The organism is uncultured Ruegeria sp. (genome assembly GCF_947504215.1).
In the GTDB taxonomy this organism is placed as follows: Bacteria; Pseudomonadota; Alphaproteobacteria; order Rhodobacterales; family Rhodobacteraceae; genus Ruegeria.
In genome coordinates, this window is the sequence record NZ_CANNGO010000004.1 from 96,993 (window position 1) to 109,740 (window position 12,748).

Below are 12,748 nucleotides of genomic sequence, written 5' to 3' on the forward strand. Positions count from 1 at the left end.
CTATTCTCGACGGATGCGGCCAACCATCCGCGCCCATCCGCCGGGTGCCAGAAAAAATGACAAAAGGAATCCAGTGGCAAAACCGCCCAGATCAGCAACCCAATCCGACGTGCCGCCAAAGATCAGGCCAAACAGCAATTGAATGCCCATCAGGACAGCAATCAATTGGAATGCTCGTGCCTGGTTTTCGCCCACCAACGAAAGCTTGCGCCACAGCAACCAGGTAAAGGCTCCGATCAGACCGTATACTGGCGGGAATCCCCCGATCAGCGGATAGCGCGGATCCAGCACCAACGCATAAACCAATGCGCCCCCTGCCCCTGACAGCACGAAAATCAGCAGCATCGGAAAGCCGCCGAACACTTCACCAACCATTTTGCCCATGGCCAGCACGAAGACACAGACAAAGACAGACTGCGTGAAGCTGCCCGAGACAAACGGATAGGTGACAAACCGGATCACTTGTTCGAACGGCCAACGACCATTCTGAACCATCCAGTCGAATATCTCTGGAGAAAAGGAATAGCTTTTGATCGCGTGCAGCCGCCACCCTACGGCTTCTGGTCCACCGACCAGTCCCCGCGCGCCCAAGGTAAACGCCAGTTCGATCCCAATAATAAATAGAACCAGTGCCACAACAACAGGCGGCAGGGGGTTTACTGCGGGTGTATTATGCTCACTGCTCATTGGGCTGGCCTTTCGCGGCTGTTGACGTCCCTTAACCTCATGGGTAAGCGACGGGGGCTGATTTTTCCAGACGGGAGTTCCGTTCGATGACTGAGACCCAATTCACACCGCGCGTTTTTTCCGGTGCACAGCCTTCAGGCAATCTGCATCTTGGTAATTACCTGGGTGCGTTGCGGAATTGGGTCCGGATGCAGGGATCGGACTATGAAACGATCTACTGCATGGTAGATTTGCATGCGATCACTGTCTGGCAGGATCCAAAGGAATTGCAACACGCAACGCGCGAGCTGTGCGCGGGGTACATTGCGTCCGGGCTAGACCCGGAAAAGTCGATCCTGTTCAACCAAAGCCAAGTTCCTGAACACGCGCAACTTGCGTGGATCTTCAACTGTGTCGCGCGTCTTGGCTGGATGCAGCGGATGACTCAGTTCAAGGACAAGGCCGGAAAGAACGCGCAAAACGCCTCACTGGGACTGTTCGCATACCCGGCTTTAATGGCCGCAGACATACTTGTATATCACGCAACCCACGTGCCTGTTGGTGATGACCAGAAACAGCATCTGGAATTGACCCGGGATATCGCGACCAAGTTCAATCATGATTTTGGCGTTGATTTCTTTCCGTTGACTGAACCGGTCATCGAAGGGGCTGCGACTCGTGTCATGAGCCTGCGTGAGGGATCAAAAAAGATGTCCAAGTCCGATCCATCGGATATGAGCCGCATCAACATGACTGACGATGCCGACATCATTGCTAAGAAGATCCGTAAGGCCAAGACGGACCCGGACGCGCTGCCTTCGGAAACCGATGGCCTTGCAGATCGGCCAGAGGCGCGAAATTTGGTCAACATCTACGCAGCTCTCAGCGATCAAACCGTTGAACAGGTTCTGGCCGAAGTTGGAGGCAAACAATTCGGTGAATTCAAGCCAATGCTAGCTGATCTCGCGGTTTCCAAACTAGCGCCCATCTCGTCGGAAATGACCCGCTTGATGGGTGAAGAGACCGAGATTGACCGAATTTTGGCCCGCGGTGCAGAAAAGGCGCGTGCTATCGCCGCGCCCGTTCTGCAACAGACCTACGAGATCGTTGGAATGGTCGGCGCGAAACAGGTTTAAACCGGACGACAATCCGCTGGACCCGGCGCCGCCTCCCTCCTAGTGTCTGCCTAAAGCAGAGGAGGGCGTCATGGCAGTCGGCAAGAATATCCGGACCTATTTCGACGGCAAGTGGCATGATGGGGACGCGCCCATAATGCGGGCGGCAGACCATGGTGCGTGGCTCGGGTCTTCGGTCTTTGATGGAGCGCGGTATTTTGAAGGGATGGCACCGGATCTGTTCGCGCATTGCGCCCGGGTGAACCGGTCCGCCGAAGCATTGATGCTGACGCCGACAACGACCGCGGAACAGATGGTTGATCTTATCCGCGAAGGTTTGCAGGCCTACAGCACCGAAACCGCCGTTTATATTCGCCCTATGTATTGGGGGATCGACGGTGATCCAACGGCGATTGTGCCGCAAGAAAACAGCACCGGTTTCGCAATCTGCCTGGAAGAAATCCCCATGGCGCCCGAGACCGCATCGGCCACGTTGGGCACAACGCGATTCCGCCGCCCTGTTCTGGAATCTGCCGTCGTCAACGCCAAGGCCGGGTGCCTGTACCCCAACAACGCGCGCATGCTGCAAGAGGTTCGCGCCAAAGGGTTTTCGAACGCACTTGTTGCGGACGCTTTAGGTAGTGTGGCCGAAACTGCAACGGCCAACATCTTTATGGTCCGGGACGGCGAAGTGTTCACGCCGATCCCAAACGGAACGTTTCTGGCCGGAATCACCCGCGCCCGACATATCAAGAACTTGCGGGCAGACGGTGTTACAGTGCACGAGGCTGTTTTGAGTTTTGAGGATTTCCACACGGCCGATGAGGTGTTCATGACCGGCAACATGAGCAAGGTCACCCCCATCACCGCCTTGGAGGACACGCAATTTCAGGTCGGTCCGATCGCCAGACGCGCCCGTTCGTTGTATTGGGATTGGGCTGCAAGCAACCGCTAGCCATGCGCCTCGGGGTGCCCCGAGTTGCCAGCACGTATCACGTCGGGCATGATCCCGGAAACCAAAGAGGAAACTCATGCGCAAGTTCCTAGTCGTTCTTGATGACAGCCGCGAATGCCTGAATGCCATGCGTTTCGCGGCCATGCGGGCCGCCCACACCGGTGGTGGCGTTACGGTTCTGTCGGTTATCCCGCCGGACGAATTCAACCATTGGATTGGCGTGGCCGAAGTGATGCGCGAAGAAGCGCGTGAACGTATCCACGCCCATTTCGAAGTCTTCGCTAAATGGATGCGCGACAAACAAGGCGTGGAACCTGAACTTGCCATCCGTGAAGGTGAGCCGGTACCTCAGATCATTGAACACGTTCGGGCTGACCCGGAAATCGGTGTTCTGGTTCTGGGTGCCGGGACGGACAAGAAAGGTCCTGGCCCGCTGGTGACGCAGCTAACAAAGAATTCTGGAAGTCTGCCAATTCCAATCACGATCGTCCCCGGCGATCTGAGTAAGGAAAAGTTGGAAGAAATCACTTAGGGTGTCGATATGGGTCCCGTGGTTCAGTTCTGGTTCGAATTTGCGTCGACCTATTCCTATCTGAGCGCGATGCGCATCGACCGGCTGGCGTCTGCGAAAGGCGTTACTGTCGAATGGCAGCCTTTTCTGCTGGGTCCTATCTTTGCGGACCAAGGTTGGAACACATCGCCTTTCAACCTATACCCTGCCAAAGGACGTTACATGTGGCGTGATATGCAAAGGTTATGCGCAACGCGGAATTTGCCGCTGTCCCGACCCGACCCATTTCCCCAGAACTCTATTAAAGCGGCACGCCTGGCGTTGGCCATTGAATCTATGGATCAAAGGGCCGAGTTCGTTCGTGCGGTGTATCGCTCTGAATTTGGCGATGGTCGGGACATTTCGGATGCGGACGTTCTGCATGAGTGTCTCAAAACGGCGAAATTGCCCGCGGATACTTTGGATCGGACCCAAGATCCGGACATCAAAAACGCATTGTTCGAACAATCCGCTCGCGCCAAGGAATACGGCCTGTTTGGCGCCCCAAGTTTTCTGGCGAGAGAAGAGTTGTTTTGGGGCGATGATCGCCTTGAGGACGCATTAAATCACGCCACATCACTTTAGAACCGTTCCAAATCTTGACTTCCAAGCCCCCTGCCCGCATATCAGGAACATCTTAAACGGAGCTGTCCCATGTTCATCCAGACCGAATCCACCCCAAACCCGGCCACTTTGAAATTCCTGCCCGGTCAAACGGTGCTTGAGGCTGGAACGGCTGATTTTCCAACAGCTGAAGCAGGTGAAAAGTCGCCACTAGCAAAACGCATTTTCTCGGTGAGTGGCGTAACCGGCGTGTTTTTCGGCAATGATTTTGTCACAGTTACCAAGGCCGAAGACGTGCAGTGGGACCACATCAAGCCTGCGATCCTTGGCGCCGTGATGGAGCACTATCAGTCGGGTCAGCCTGTGATGGGCGCAGACGCCGCTGCCGCCTCTGGCCATGCAGAACATACCGGCGAGGACGCAGAAGTCGTTAACCAGATCAAGGATCTGCTGGACAGCCGCGTGCGCCCGGCGGTGGCCCAGGATGGTGGGGACATAACCTTCCACGGATTTGATCGCGGCGTGGTCTACCTGCACATGCAAGGTGCCTGTGCTGGATGTCCATCATCAACGTTGACTTTGAAGATGGGTATCGAAAACCTGCTGCGTCACTACATTCCCGAAGTGACCGAGGTTCGTCCAGTTGCCGTCTGACGCAATCTACAGCGGCCGTTGCTATTGCGGCGCCGTCAGATTGCGTATGAGTTCGGCCCCGCAAGTTGTGGCCTATTGCCATTGCACGGACTGCCGCCGCTGGACGGGCGGCCCGGTGGGCGCATTTGCAGGATTTGCCGCAGGCGATCTGGTGGCCACCCCTGAGTTGGGCCCGTCGTTTTCTTGCGTCACCGGCGTGTACCGGTGGTCCTGTCAGACCTGTAGCTCGCCTTTGGCGGCGACTTTTGATTATCTAACGGGGCAAATCTATGTGCCGTTGGGCGTACTGGATCAGGCCGCAGATTTGAAACCGCAAATTCACTGCCATGAAGATGCCCGTCTGCCATGGCTGAAGATCACTGACGAATTGCCGTGTGCATCCGGATCAGGACGCGAGGCTCTCAGGTCCACGCCTTCGAACGAATAGACATGCCTACCCAAAAACACACAGAACCAAAAATCCTCGCATTCGACACTTCGGCGGCGCATTGCGCTGCGTCCCTGCTGTGTGGTGGGCAGATCGTAGCGTCCTGTGACGAAGCCATGTCTCGTGGACAAGCGGAAAGGTTGATGCCGCTGCTAGAGGAGGTTTTGAAGCAGGCAAACCTCGGCTGGACGGATCTGGATGCTATTGGCGTTGGTATCGGGCCCGGCAATTTTACCGGAATCCGCATCTCGGTTTCTGCAGCCCGCGGGCTTGCATTGGGCCTTGCTATTCCAGCAGTCGGTGTATCGGGGTTTGACGCCTTGGCACGCATTGCACCGGCAGGTCAGATGCCTGCGATTCCGGCGACTCGCGATCAGGTATATGTGCAGGCCGCCGCAAGTACACCGCGCTTGGTACCCCGCGCCGAAGCAGAATCAGTAGGCACATTGTTCTTCTGTACGAAAGCAGCCTCACACGTAGAAGCGATTGCGCGGGTTGCTTCAGAACGCTGGTATGTGGACCAACCCAACCCGGCCCCGCTTTACGTCCGACCCGCAGACGCGGCGCCTTCCCGCGACCTGCCGCCGGTTCTGTTAGACGGATGACACCGAAAGACATGGCATCAATCCATGCAGCTGCGTTCACCCAATCGCGGCCGTGGCGTGCAAATGAGTTTTCAGACCTGCTGGAAAACCCTTTCACACACTTTATAGGTACCCCTGAATCGTTTGCTGTTTTTCAAGTCATCGCGGATGAAGCAGAGCTGCTGACCATCGCGACTCACCCTGTTTATCAAAGACAAGGCCTGGGACTCAGTTGCATGGAAAACTGGCATGCCGAGGCAGTCGAATTGGGTGCGACTCGAGCGTTTCTGGACGTGGCTTCGGATAATTTGGCGGCGATCACGTTGTATACTCGCTGCGGATATCGCCCCTGTGGCAAGCGCCAACGCTACTACACAGCCAAAAACGGCGTCAAACGCGACGCAATCGTCATGGAATGTAGTTTACCCCGACAATAAGTCGTCTTTTTCGACCATTTGGTCAAAAACCTGTTGACCCTAGCTGTTGCAAACGTCCTTAATTCCCGCCATCACAACGGTTATGCTCGCTCTGAGTGGGTAAACGGGGCTATCTTAGCTTCGGACCGATAAAACCAACGGGAGTAAAAAATGACCCTGATGAAATCCTTGCTGGGCGCGGCCGCTGCGGTAGCACTGACAGCTGGCGCTGCCTTGGCCGAACCGGCCCTGATCTTTGACCTGGGCGGTAAATTCGACAAATCATTCAACGAAGCGGCACATAACGGTGCCTCACGCTGGGCGGAAGAAACCGGCGGCAGCTATCGCGAGATTGAGATGCAATCCGAAGCGCAGCGCGAACAAGCTCTGCGCCGTTTCGCCGAAGCGGGCTCGAACCCGATCATCACCATGGGCTTCGCAATGGCTGATCCACTCAGCGCCGTTGCTTCCGATTATCCGGACACAACCTTTGTTGTTATCGACGTGACTTGGCTGGATGCACCGAACGTGCGTCAGGTTGGCTTTGCCGAGCATGAAGGCTCTTATCTTGTTGGCATGATGGCAGCGATGGCGTCGGAGACCGGCACGGTCGGCTTCGTGGGTGGCATGGATGTTCCGCTGATCCGTCACTTTGGCTGTGGTTATGCGCAAGGCGCCAAGGCTGTGAACCCGGACATCAACGTGGTCGCCAACATGACCGGTACAACTCCGGCGGCGTGGAACGACCCGGTGAAAGGATCGGAACTAACCAAGGCGCAAATCAGCCAGGGTGCTGATGTGGTCTATGCCGCCGCCGGTGGCACCGGTGTTGGCGTTCTGCAAACTGCGGCCGACGAAGGCATCCTTTCGATCGGCGTGGACAGCAACCAGAACCACCTACACCCCGGAAAGGTTCTGACCTCGATGCTGAAACGTGTGGACGTGGCTGTATATGATGCCATGAGCGCTGGCGACAGCGTCGAAACAGGCGTGTTCACCATGGGCTTGGCCGAAGAAGGCGTTGGCGTTGCCATGGATGACAACAACGCTGCCCTCGTGTCGGATGACATGAAAGCTGCCGTAGACAAAGCCCGTCAGGACATTATCGACGGCAACATCGCGGTTGTCAGCTATTATGAGAATGACAGCTGCCCTGCACTGCAGTTCTGATATCGCTTGGGACGGGGAATTCTCCGTCCCACATCCGTTCTACCGCTTATTGGGCAATGAAATGACTTTGCCAAAGCGGGCCCCTTCGGCAATTGAGGACAAGACATGACAGTCCCCGCCATTGAGCTCAAAGGGATTTCCAAAGCCTTTGGTCCAGTTCAGGCAAACAAAGACATTTCCATCAGCGTCGCACCCGGCACGATCCACGGGATCATTGGCGAAAACGGTGCGGGCAAGTCCACGTTGATGAGCATTCTCTACGGCTTTTACAAAGCTGATAAGGGCGAGATCTGGATTAATGGTCAAAGGACCGAGATCCCGGACAGCCAGGCCGCGATTGCGGCGGGAATCGGGATGGTATTCCAACACTTCAAGCTGGTCGAGAATTTCACCGTTCTGGAAAACATCGTTCTTGGCGCTGAAGATGGCGGCCTTCTGGCACCATCACTCGCCAAGGCACGGAAGGAACTGAAAGAGCTTGAAGAAGAGTACGAGCTGTTCGTCGACCCGGACAAGCGTATTGATGAGATCGGTGTTGGCGCACAACAACGCGTCGAGATCCTGAAAGCATTGTATCGCAGGGCTGAGATTCTGATTCTGGACGAACCGACGGGCGTACTGACACCCGCCGAAGCGGATCAACTGTTTCGCATCCTCGACCGTTTGCGGGCCGAAGGTAAGACGATCATCCTGATCACTCACAAACTGCGTGAGATCATGGAGGCGACCGATACCGTTTCCGTCATGCGGCGCGGGCAGATGACGGCAACCGTCAAAACCGCCGAGACCAACCCACAGGAACTGGCCGAGCTTATGGTCGGCCGCAAAGTTCTGCTGCAAGTCGACAAAGTACCTGCACAGCCCGGCAAACCGATCCTCGAAATCGAGAACCTGAGCGTTACGGACGAAGCAGGCGTTGAGCGGGTTAAAGGTATCGATCTGACGGTTCGCGCTGGCGAAATCGTTGGCATTGCGGGCGTGGCCGGCAACGGGCAATCCGAATTGCTTGAAGTTCTGGGTGGCATGCGTCCCGGTCGGGGGTCGATCAAACTGAATGGAACGCCTCTGGCGCTCAGCGGTCCCGGATCGGACGGTCAGGCGCGGCGCGCGCAGCATATTGCGCATGTGCCTGAAGACCGTCAGCGCGAAGGGTTGGTCATGGATTTCCATGCCTGGGAAAACGTGGCTTTCGGCTATCACCGCGACCCCGCTTACCAGCGCGGCATCTTCATGGATAATGCTGCCCTGCGTGCTGATACCGAACGCAAGATCGAAAAATTCGATGTCCGCCCGCCGGATGGCTGGCTGGCCGCCAAGAACTTCTCGGGCGGAAACCAACAGAAAATCGTCGTCGCACGCGAGATCGAGCGGAACCCCGACCTTCTTTTGGTTGGGCAGCCTACGCGCGGCGTTGACATCGGTGCGATCGAATTCATTCACAAGCAAATCGTCGCCCTACGCGATCAGGGCAAGGCAATCCTACTGGTCTCGGTCGAGCTGGAAGAGATCTTCTCGCTGTCGGATCGGATTGCGGTGATGTTTGACGGACATATCATGGGCGAACGATTGCCCCAGGACACTGATGAAAAAGAACTTGGCCTGTTGATGGCCGGTGTTGCGGGGGAGGCCGCGTAACATGGAAAAAATGCCCAAATGGGCCGATGTGGTGCTGATCCCTGTGATCAGTCTGATATTGGCAGCACTTCTTTCGGCGCTGGTTATCCTCGCCATCGGAGAAAACCCGGTCGAGGCCGTAAATCTGATGGTTACCGGCGCGCTGGGATCGACTTATGGCTGGGGCTATACGCTCTACTACGCCACCAATTTCATGTTCACTGGCCTTGCCGTGGCTGTCGCGTTTCACGCCAGGATGTTCAACATCGGTGGGGAAGGCCAAGCCATGCTTGGTGGCCTTGGCGTGGCGATTGTTTGCCTCTATGTGCCGTGGCCGCATTGGAGCATCGCTTTGCTTGCAGCCTGTGCCGCCTCAATGATCTTCGGCGCTGCCTGGGCGGCAATTCCTGCTTATCTGCAGGCCAAGCGAGGCAGCCATATCGTGATCACCACGATCATGTTCAACTTTATTGCAGCGGCGTTCCTCAACTACATGCTGGTCAACGTAATGCGCCCGCAGGGCTCGATGGATCCGGCGACTGCGCGCTTCCCGGAAGCGGTACAGTTGCCAACGTTCCAGTCGATGTTCTCGACGGCCGAGAACGTGGTGTTCCGCGGTGCCCCTGCAAACATTTCGTTTTTTGTGGCGATTGTCGCATGCGTCATCGTGTGGGCTTTGATCTGGCGCACTCGGCTTGGCTATGAAATCCGATCTTACGGTAAAACCGAAACCGGCGCGGTTTATGCTGGCATCTCTCCGGTCCGTATTACCATCATCGCAATGCTGATCTCGGGCGGCCTGGCCGGAATGATGGCGATCAACAACGTGATGGGCGAGGCTGAGCGGCTGGTCCTGAATTCGACCGAAGGCGCCGGATTCATCGGTATCGCAGTCGCTCTGATGGGCCGATCACATCCGTTTGGTGTCTTCCTGGCCGCAATCCTGTTCGGGTTCTTGTATCAGGGCGGTGCGGAACTGGCACTGTGGACCTCGATACCGCGCGAACTGATTGTTGTGATCCAGGCGCTCGTGATCCTGTTTACCGGGGCGCTGGACAACATGGTGCGCATGCCGCTTGAGAAAGTCTTCCTGAGTTTGCGGAAGGGGGCAGAGTGATGGAGTTTTTCGTTACCCTCATCCAAGTCCTCGATTCGACCGTCCGTCTGGCCACGCCGTTGTTGCTGGCCTGTCTGGCAGGGCTGTATTCCGAACGCGCAGGTATTTTCGACATCGGGCTTGAAGGCAAGATGTTGATGGCCGCTTTCTTCTCGGCCGCCGTCGCTGCTGTGACAGGGTCGGTCTGGTTGGGCCTGCTGGCTGGGATCGCGTCGTCGCTGGTTTTGTCCGCGCTGCACGGGCTGGCGTCGATCACGTTTCGGGGCAACCAACTGATCTCAGGTGTGGCTATCAACTTCCTCGCGTCTGGTCTGACGGTGCTTATAGCCCAGAGCTGGTTCAAACAGGGCGGCCGCACACCTTCCCTGTTTGGCGGTGGCCGTTTCGAACCAATTGAGTTCCCGTTTGTCGACGCGATCAGCGGTGTACCTTTCATCGGACCCATTTATTCAGAACTCCTGTCTGGTCACTCCATTCTCGTTTATGTGGCGTTCCTGCTGGTGCCCGCAACGTGGTGGATCCTATTCCGCACGCGGTTCGGTCTTCGCCTGCGCGCAGTGGGCGAAAACCCGGCTGCGGTAGATACCGCTGGTGTCTCGGTGGTTGGTCTGCGTTTTGCCGCTGTAGCGATCTGCGGCGTGCTCTGTGGGATCGCCGGTGCTTATCTCGCCACGGCGCTGCAGGCCGGATTCGTTAAGGAAATGACCGCAGGTCGTGGATTTATAGCGCTCGCCGCGCTGATCTTTGCGAAATGGCGGCCGTGGCACGCCATGGGCGCCTGTTTATTGTTTGGGCTTTTGCAGGCCGTTGCTTTGCGGTTCCAGAACATCGATCTGGGTGGTGTTGTCATACCGGTCCAGGTCATGGATGCCCTGCCGTATATCCTGACTGTGGTGATTCTGGCTGGCTTTGTTGGCAAGGCGATTCCACCGCGCGCGGGCGGCGAACCCTATGTGAAAGAGCGTTGATAGGTCCAGTTCAGGAACAAACTTGAATCCTGTTCGCTGCAGAGCGGCATGCACAGTTGATTTTGCATGCCGCAACCGCTCTAAGAGGGTATGTGTGTGTGTTCTCCGATTGATGAGATTGCGAAATTCGCTGGGCTAGCCCAAAACTCATTCGGGAAACACAACACCCAACGCCTTAAGACCCGACTTTCCAGACACTTCGGTGAATGCAGCATTGTGACGTTGTGCAGCAGAACACCGCACATCCAGAAGAAGCCATGCAGATTTATCTTCCCATAGCCGAAGTTTCCGTGAATGCCTTTTTGCTTCTCGGTTTGGGGGGGATGGTTGGTATCCTGTCCGGAATGTTTGGCGTAGGTGGTGGGTTTCTTATGACCCCGCTGCTGTTTTTCATTGGCATCCCACCCGCTGTGGCTGTTGCAACCGAAGCCAATCAGATCGTTGCATCGTCATTTTCAGGCGTTCTGGCTCATTTCCGGCGAAAAACCGTGGACTTCAGGATGGGCACGGTCCTACTTGTGGGCGGTCTGGTCGGCGCGGCCTTGGGTGTCGTTGTGTTCAACTACCTCAAGAGTCTTGGCCAGGTCGATCTGCTGGTGACGCTTTGTTACGTGGTCTTTCTTGGCGTCATCGGCAGTCTGATGTTCGTTGAAAGCCTCAATGCCCTGCGCAAAGTCAAAAAGGGTGGTGGCGCGCCTGCCAAACGACGGCAGCGCGGTTGGATTCACGCCATGCCGCTCAAGATGCGCTTTCGCACATCGGGCCTGTATATCTCGGTGATCCCGCCAGTTCTGGTGGGGCTGTGTGTTGGGGTGCTGTCGGCCATCATGGGTGTTGGCGGCGGGTTTATCATGGTGCCCGCGATGATTTATCTGCTGGGCATGCCCACAAAGGTCGTTGTTGGTACATCCCTGTTTCAGATCATTTTTGTGACCGCGTTTACCACAATGCTGCACGCGACGACCAACTATACGGTGGATGTCGTACTGGCCGTTTTGCTGCTTGTTGGCGGCGTCATCGGCGCTCAGATCGGCACGGTGATCGGCGCACGCATGCCTGCGGAACAGTTGCGGGTTTTGCTGGCCGCGCTGGTCCTTGTGGTGTGTGGCAAGCTGGCCCTTGATCTTCTGCTCGAACCAAGTGAGCTCTATTCGCTTGGCACAGGCGGAGGGCACTGATGATGCTGCGCGCTCTTATCACCGCCCTTTGCCTGTTATGCTTACCCGCTGCCGCAGCGGAGGAGAAAGTTGTTCTAGGCCTAAGCCAGGACCGCGTCGCAATTACCGCCAATTTCGACGGATCCGAGATCCTGATCTTTGGCGCAATAAAACGCGAAGCACCTATTCCAGATGGTCCACCACTTGAGGTTATCGTGGCGCTCGCCGGCCCCTCAGAACCCGTGACCGTCCGGCGGAAGGAACGCAAGCTGGGAATCTGGGTGAACACGGATAGTGTTCTTGTTGATCTTGCACCCAGCTTTTACGCGGTGGCCACCAGTGGCCCGCTGAAATCCATCCTGTCTGACACGGAGGATCTACGGTATCGGGTCTCGATTGAGCGCGCTATTCGATCCGTCGGTGCAGCAATGAACATCCGCGGCGCACAGGATTTTGCCGATGCTGTGGTGCGCATTCGCGAGAATGAAGACCTCTATTCCATCCGCGAAAACACCGTGGCCGTGGATGAACAGACTCTTTTCCGAACATCAATCGATATGCCGTCAGACCTGACAGAAGGCGAGTATGTTGCACGCATCCTTCTGACCCGAGCGGGAGAGGTCATTTCTCAATACGAAACGGCTATCGACGTTCGCAAAGTCGGGCTTGAGCGTTTCCTGTTCAACATGTCCCGTCAGCAACCTGTCTGGTATGGCCTCATGTCACTGGTCATTGCGATTGCAGCGGGTTGGGGCGCCTCTACCGCGTTCCGTCTGCTGCGCGAGAAGTGA

At 56.5% G+C, this 12,748-nt stretch carries 15 protein-coding genes; 14 read left to right on the plus strand and 1 reads right to left on the minus strand.

The genetic code is table 11. The annotated features are described in order from the left end of the window. The gene (locus Q1B21_RS09410; RefSeq protein WP_299888764.1) at positions 1–687 is read right to left on the minus strand and encodes a rhomboid family intramembrane serine protease; all 687 of its coding nucleotides are present in this window, start codon (positions 685–687) and stop codon (positions 1–3) included. Positions 688–773: 86 nt separating this feature from the next. On the opposite strand from Q1B21_RS09410, the gene trpS reads away from it, so the two are divergent. The 14 genes from trpS (at position 774) to Q1B21_RS09480 (ending at position 12,748) form a co-directional block, all read left to right on the plus strand. Next, the gene (gene trpS, locus Q1B21_RS09415) at positions 774–1,802 is read left to right on the plus strand and encodes a tryptophan--tRNA ligase (protein WP_299888767.1); all 1,029 of its coding nucleotides are present in this window, start codon (positions 774–776) and stop codon (positions 1,800–1,802) included. Positions 1,803–1,872: 70 nt separating this feature from the next. Then, a complete protein-coding gene (locus Q1B21_RS09420) occupies positions 1,873–2,736 on the plus strand; it encodes a branched-chain amino acid aminotransferase (protein ID WP_299888770.1) in 864 nt (287 codons plus the stop codon). Between the two features lie 76 nt (positions 2,737–2,812). Beyond that, positions 2,813–3,268: a universal stress protein gene (locus tag Q1B21_RS09425; protein WP_299888773.1), complete on the plus strand. Its 456-nt coding sequence runs from the start codon at positions 2,813–2,815 to the stop codon at positions 3,266–3,268. Positions 3,269–3,277: 9 nt separating this feature from the next. Continuing rightward, a complete protein-coding gene (locus tag Q1B21_RS09430; RefSeq protein ID WP_299888776.1) occupies positions 3,278–3,871 on the plus strand; it encodes a 2-hydroxychromene-2-carboxylate isomerase in 594 nt (197 codons plus the stop codon). 69 nt (positions 3,872–3,940) lie between these two features. Continuing rightward, positions 3,941–4,504, plus strand: a complete 564-nt coding sequence (locus Q1B21_RS09435; RefSeq protein WP_298935288.1) for a NifU family protein — start codon at positions 3,941–3,943, stop codon at positions 4,502–4,504. 46 nt (positions 4,505–4,550) lie between these two features. Next, the gene (locus Q1B21_RS09440) at positions 4,551–4,931 is read left to right on the plus strand and encodes a GFA family protein (protein WP_299888780.1); all 381 of its coding nucleotides are present in this window, start codon (positions 4,551–4,553) and stop codon (positions 4,929–4,931) included. A gap of 2 nt (positions 4,932–4,933) precedes the next feature. Continuing rightward, positions 4,934–5,536 carry a tRNA (adenosine(37)-N6)-threonylcarbamoyltransferase complex dimerization subunit type 1 TsaB gene (tsaB, locus tag Q1B21_RS09445; RefSeq protein ID WP_299888785.1) on the plus strand — a complete coding sequence of 201 codons (603 nt, stop codon included), beginning with the start codon at positions 4,934–4,936 and terminating at the stop codon, positions 5,534–5,536. Then, complete coding sequence (locus Q1B21_RS09450) at positions 5,533–5,952, plus strand: N-acetyltransferase (protein WP_299888788.1); 420 nt, start codon at positions 5,533–5,535, stop codon at positions 5,950–5,952. Before tsaB ends, Q1B21_RS09450 begins: the two co-directional genes overlap by 4 nt. A gap of 150 nt (positions 5,953–6,102) precedes the next feature. Continuing rightward, positions 6,103–7,101, plus strand: a complete 999-nt coding sequence (locus Q1B21_RS09455; RefSeq protein WP_299080771.1) for a BMP family ABC transporter substrate-binding protein — start codon at positions 6,103–6,105, stop codon at positions 7,099–7,101. Positions 7,102–7,206: 105 nt separating this feature from the next. Then, a complete protein-coding gene (locus Q1B21_RS09460) occupies positions 7,207–8,736 on the plus strand; it encodes an ABC transporter ATP-binding protein (protein ID WP_298935294.1) in 1,530 nt (509 codons plus the stop codon). 1 nt (position 8,737) lies between these two features. Next, on the plus strand, positions 8,738–9,832 hold the full coding sequence (locus tag Q1B21_RS09465) for an ABC transporter permease (RefSeq protein ID WP_299080768.1): 1,095 nt from the start codon (positions 8,738–8,740) through the stop codon (positions 9,830–9,832). Beyond that, a complete protein-coding gene (locus Q1B21_RS09470) occupies positions 9,832–10,800 on the plus strand; it encodes an ABC transporter permease (protein ID WP_299080765.1) in 969 nt (322 codons plus the stop codon). The genes Q1B21_RS09465 and Q1B21_RS09470 overlap by 1 nt, the downstream gene beginning before the upstream one ends. Positions 10,801–11,057: 257 nt before the next feature. Next, the gene (locus Q1B21_RS09475; protein WP_299080762.1) at positions 11,058–11,978 is read left to right on the plus strand and encodes a sulfite exporter TauE/SafE family protein; all 921 of its coding nucleotides are present in this window, start codon (positions 11,058–11,060) and stop codon (positions 11,976–11,978) included. Between the two features lie 2 nt (positions 11,979–11,980). Beyond that, on the plus strand, positions 11,981–12,748 hold the full coding sequence (locus Q1B21_RS09480; RefSeq protein WP_299889182.1) for a TIGR02186 family protein: 768 nt from the start codon (positions 11,981–11,983) through the stop codon (positions 12,746–12,748).

Bases quoted from the DNA above. Each gene is read 5' to 3' on its own strand.
- Q1B21_RS09455 (WP_299080771.1), top strand. From the start codon at position 6,103: ATGACCCTGATGAAATCCTTGCTGGGCGCGGCCGCTGCGGTAGCACTG.
- Q1B21_RS09410 (WP_299888764.1), bottom strand. From the start codon at position 687: ATGAGCAGTGAGCATAATACACCCGCAGTAAACCCCCTGCCGCCTGTT.
- Q1B21_RS09450 (WP_299888788.1), top strand. From the start codon at position 5,533: ATGACACCGAAAGACATGGCATCAATCCATGCAGCTGCGTTCACCCAA.
- trpS (WP_299888767.1), top strand. From the start codon at position 774: ATGACTGAGACCCAATTCACACCGCGCGTTTTTTCCGGTGCACAGCCT.
- Q1B21_RS09470 (WP_299080765.1), top strand. From the start codon at position 9,832: ATGGAGTTTTTCGTTACCCTCATCCAAGTCCTCGATTCGACCGTCCGT.
- Q1B21_RS09420 (WP_299888770.1), top strand. From the start codon at position 1,873: ATGGCAGTCGGCAAGAATATCCGGACCTATTTCGACGGCAAGTGGCAT.
- Q1B21_RS09465 (WP_299080768.1), top strand. From the start codon at position 8,738: ATGGAAAAAATGCCCAAATGGGCCGATGTGGTGCTGATCCCTGTGATC.
- Q1B21_RS09440 (WP_299888780.1), top strand. From the start codon at position 4,551: ATGAGTTCGGCCCCGCAAGTTGTGGCCTATTGCCATTGCACGGACTGC.
- tsaB (WP_299888785.1), top strand. From the start codon at position 4,934: ATGCCTACCCAAAAACACACAGAACCAAAAATCCTCGCATTCGACACT.
- Q1B21_RS09480 (WP_299889182.1), top strand. From the start codon at position 11,981: ATGCTGCGCGCTCTTATCACCGCCCTTTGCCTGTTATGCTTACCCGCT.
- Q1B21_RS09435 (WP_298935288.1), top strand. From the start codon at position 3,941: ATGTTCATCCAGACCGAATCCACCCCAAACCCGGCCACTTTGAAATTC.
- Q1B21_RS09430 (WP_299888776.1), top strand. From the start codon at position 3,278: ATGGGTCCCGTGGTTCAGTTCTGGTTCGAATTTGCGTCGACCTATTCC.
- Q1B21_RS09460 (WP_298935294.1), top strand. From the start codon at position 7,207: ATGACAGTCCCCGCCATTGAGCTCAAAGGGATTTCCAAAGCCTTTGGT.
- Q1B21_RS09475 (WP_299080762.1), top strand. From the start codon at position 11,058: ATGCAGATTTATCTTCCCATAGCCGAAGTTTCCGTGAATGCCTTTTTG.
- Q1B21_RS09425 (WP_299888773.1), top strand. From the start codon at position 2,813: ATGCGCAAGTTCCTAGTCGTTCTTGATGACAGCCGCGAATGCCTGAAT.